Consider the following 2886-nt stretch of genomic DNA (forward strand, 5'->3'; position numbering starts at 1 on the left):
CTCCGACAGTATTACCAGGACGAGACGATCTACTTCTGGAGCTCCGACCGCACCCGTCTGGTGCCTGACCAGCGCTACCGACCGCAGGCGGTGCCGGTCGAGCGGCGGGTCAACGAGGTGGTGAAGTGGCTGGTCGGCGGTCCCTCCGACTGGCTGCGCCCGGGAGTCGTCGGGCTGCCGGACCGCACCGAGCTGATCAACAACGCCACCGGTGGGAACGGTCGGTGGGAGGTCAACCTGGACATGCCCAGCGACGACCAGAACGGCATCGACCAGTTGATCACCCAGATCGCCTGGTCGTTGGGTGACCTGCCGGGCCAACTGGAGCTGAAGATCCGCAACAACGCGCAACCGGTGGTGATCCTGGGCGAGCGCCGAAACTCCCATGCGCTCTACCCGCACGCCGCCAGCCCGCTGCGCTTCGGGGTGTACGACGGTGCGATCCACCCGCTCGACTTCGAAGGCGAGCCCAGCGGCACCGTGCCGCTGGCGCCCGAGGTCAACCGCAACGTCGTCTCGGCCAGCCTCGGGTTCGCCAAGGACCGGCGGATCCTCGCCGCGATGGTGGTCACCGGCAGCAAGAACCGCTACCGGCTCGCCGTGGGCACGGGCGTCGAGCCGGTCTCCGTGCTCAGCCGCAGCAGCACCGAGTACTCCTCGATCAGCCGGCCGGTCTGGCTGCGGATGGTCGACTCCCGACCCGGCCGCGGCCTGGTCGTGGCCGACGGGCAGCTCTACCGGTTCGACGAGACGGCGCGGATGTATCAGATGCCGCTCAACCTGCCCTCCGGCGAGGTCACGGCGGTGGCCGCCGCGTTGGACGGCCAGCGGGTGGCGCTGATCGCCGGCGGCCGCCTCTACGTCGCCGCTGTCAACCTCGACGGCGGCGGGGTCTCCATCGGCCCGCCCCGAGAGCTGGTCACCTCGCTGACCAACCCGACGGCGGTCGACTGGGGCAGGGAGGACCAACTGGTGGTGGCCGGGTCCGTCGGCCAGCCGGCGCTCTACGAGATCAGCGTCGACGGCGCCCTGGAGACGCCGTTGCGGACCGACCTCGGTGCCAAGGTCAACCACCTGACGGCGTACCCGAGCAACCGCGGCGTGCGGGCGCCCAGCGGTGCCTACATGTACGAGGTGAACGGGGTGGCCTACCGCAGTAGCCCGTTCGAACGCATCGAGCCCAGCCGGGTACGCGGCATCGCCCAGGTGCCGGCCGGCGTGCGGCAGAGCAACCCGTCGGCCCCGTTCTTCCTCTACTGTCCCGGTGGGCGGGCTCTGGGCGGACCTCGCCGACCTGGTGCTACCCGCCGACTGCGCCGGTTGTCGCGAGCGCCGCCCCGGCCTGCGGCACGGGGTCTGCCCCGCCTGCGTCACCGCGCTGAGCCAGTTGCGGCCACGGGCGGTGCGCCCCACCCCCGCCCCGCCGGGTCTGCCGTCCTGCGTCGCACTCGGCTCGTACGCGGGTCCGCTGCGTGAGGCTCTGCTGGCGTACAAGGAACACGGCCGACACGGCCTGGCCCGCCCACTCGGCGCGCTGCTCGCCGAGGTCGTCGCGGCGGCCGTCGGCGAGCCTCGTCCGTTGGCGTTGGTTCCGGTCCCGGACACCGCGGCGGCGGCCCGGTCCCGTTACGGAGACCACCTCGACCGGTTGGCCCGGCACTGCGCGGCCCGGCTCAACCGGGGCGGTTGGGCGGCGCGGGTGCACCGTCCGCTGCGGGCGCTGCCCCGGCCCGACTCGGTCACCCTGGACAGCGCCGGGCGGGCGGCGGCGGCCGAGGCGGCCTTCCAGCCTCGCTCGGCCGGGCCGTTGCGGGGTGGTGCCGCCGGCCCGGCACCGGTCGTGGTGCTGCTCGACGACATCGTCACCACCGGGGTGACCCTCGCCGCCGCGAGCGGAGTGCTGAGCGCGACGGGATCTGCGCCAACAGTCGCCGCGGTGCTCGCGGCGACCGAGAAAAGACACCAGTCGTAACCCATCGTGTTTCCGTTTCACCCGTTGGTGTATGAGCTGCGAAAAATTCTGGGCCGTCTCGGCAACATGGGGTGACTGCCGGGCAAACAGGAGTTAGCGTTTCGCTGTCGGGGGTAGGAGGTCGTTCCAACCGCCCTCGGCGGTGAGAGGAGGCGTAGCCGTACAACCGGTCGACGCCAGCGGGTCTCCCCACGGCGCGCGGCCGGGTAACCGGATCGAAGACCGTCCGAACAAGGGAGGTCACGTGGACATCGTGGTCAAGGGCCGTAACGTCGAAGTTCCCGATCATTACCGGGTACACGTAGCCGAGAAACTCGCGAAGATCGAACGCTACGACCACAAACTTATTCGCGTCGATGTCGAGCTGTTTCACGAGCGCAATCCGCGCCAAGCCGACCACTGCCAGCGGGTGGAGATCACCTGCGTTTCCCGGGGTCCGGTGATTCGGGCCGAGGCCTGCACGAACGACTTCTACAGCGCGCTCGACGCCGCCATCGCGAAGCTCGACACCCGGCTACGCCGCGCAGCCGACCGCCGCCGCGTACACCGGGGCCGGCACGCGCCGATCTCCGTCGCCGAGGCCACCGCGGGCCTGCCGGTCGCCGACCTGGTCTCCACCGCGCCGAGCGACGGCGCCCGCGCCGGCACGGCCGTCGCGGAGCGGGTCGAGGAGGAGTACGACGACCAGCAGCCGTGGCACATCGCCCGGGAGAAGGTGCACCCGGCGGAGCCGATGACCATCGACGACGCGCTGTTCGAGATGGAACTGGTCGGCCACGACTTCTACCTTTTCCAGGACAAGGAGTCCGGCCGTCCCAGCGTCGTCTACCGGCGGCACGCCTACGACTACGGGATCATCTCCCTCGCCACCTGACCCACCCCTCTCGTTCGACCGGGGAGTTGTGGCGGGGCGT

At 70.8% G+C, this 2886-nt stretch carries 2 protein-coding genes and 1 pseudogene; all 3 read left to right on the forward strand.

Features of this window, described 5'->3' with window-relative positions:
- Positions 1–27 precede the first annotated feature (27 nt).
- Positions 28–1083 (forward strand): annotated as a pseudogene (locus KBX53_RS28130) (LpqB family beta-propeller domain-containing protein); the annotation flags it as partial.
- Between the two features lie 181 nt (positions 1084–1264).
- Positions 1265–1972, forward strand: coding sequence for a ComF family protein (locus KBX53_RS28135; RefSeq protein ID WP_210862570.1), 708 nt, complete (start codon positions 1265–1267; stop codon positions 1970–1972).
- A 244-nt stretch (positions 1973–2216) separates the two neighbouring features.
- Positions 2217–2846 (forward strand): ribosome-associated translation inhibitor RaiA, encoded by a 630-nt coding sequence (gene raiA, locus KBX53_RS28140; protein ID WP_030331512.1) that lies wholly within the window; start codon positions 2217–2219, stop codon positions 2844–2846.
- Positions 2847–2886: the final 40 nt, after the last annotated feature.

Origin of the sequence: Micromonospora sp. M51 (genome assembly GCF_018070305.1) — a bacterium.
GTDB lineage: Bacteria > Actinomycetota > Actinomycetes > Mycobacteriales > Micromonosporaceae > Micromonospora > Micromonospora parva.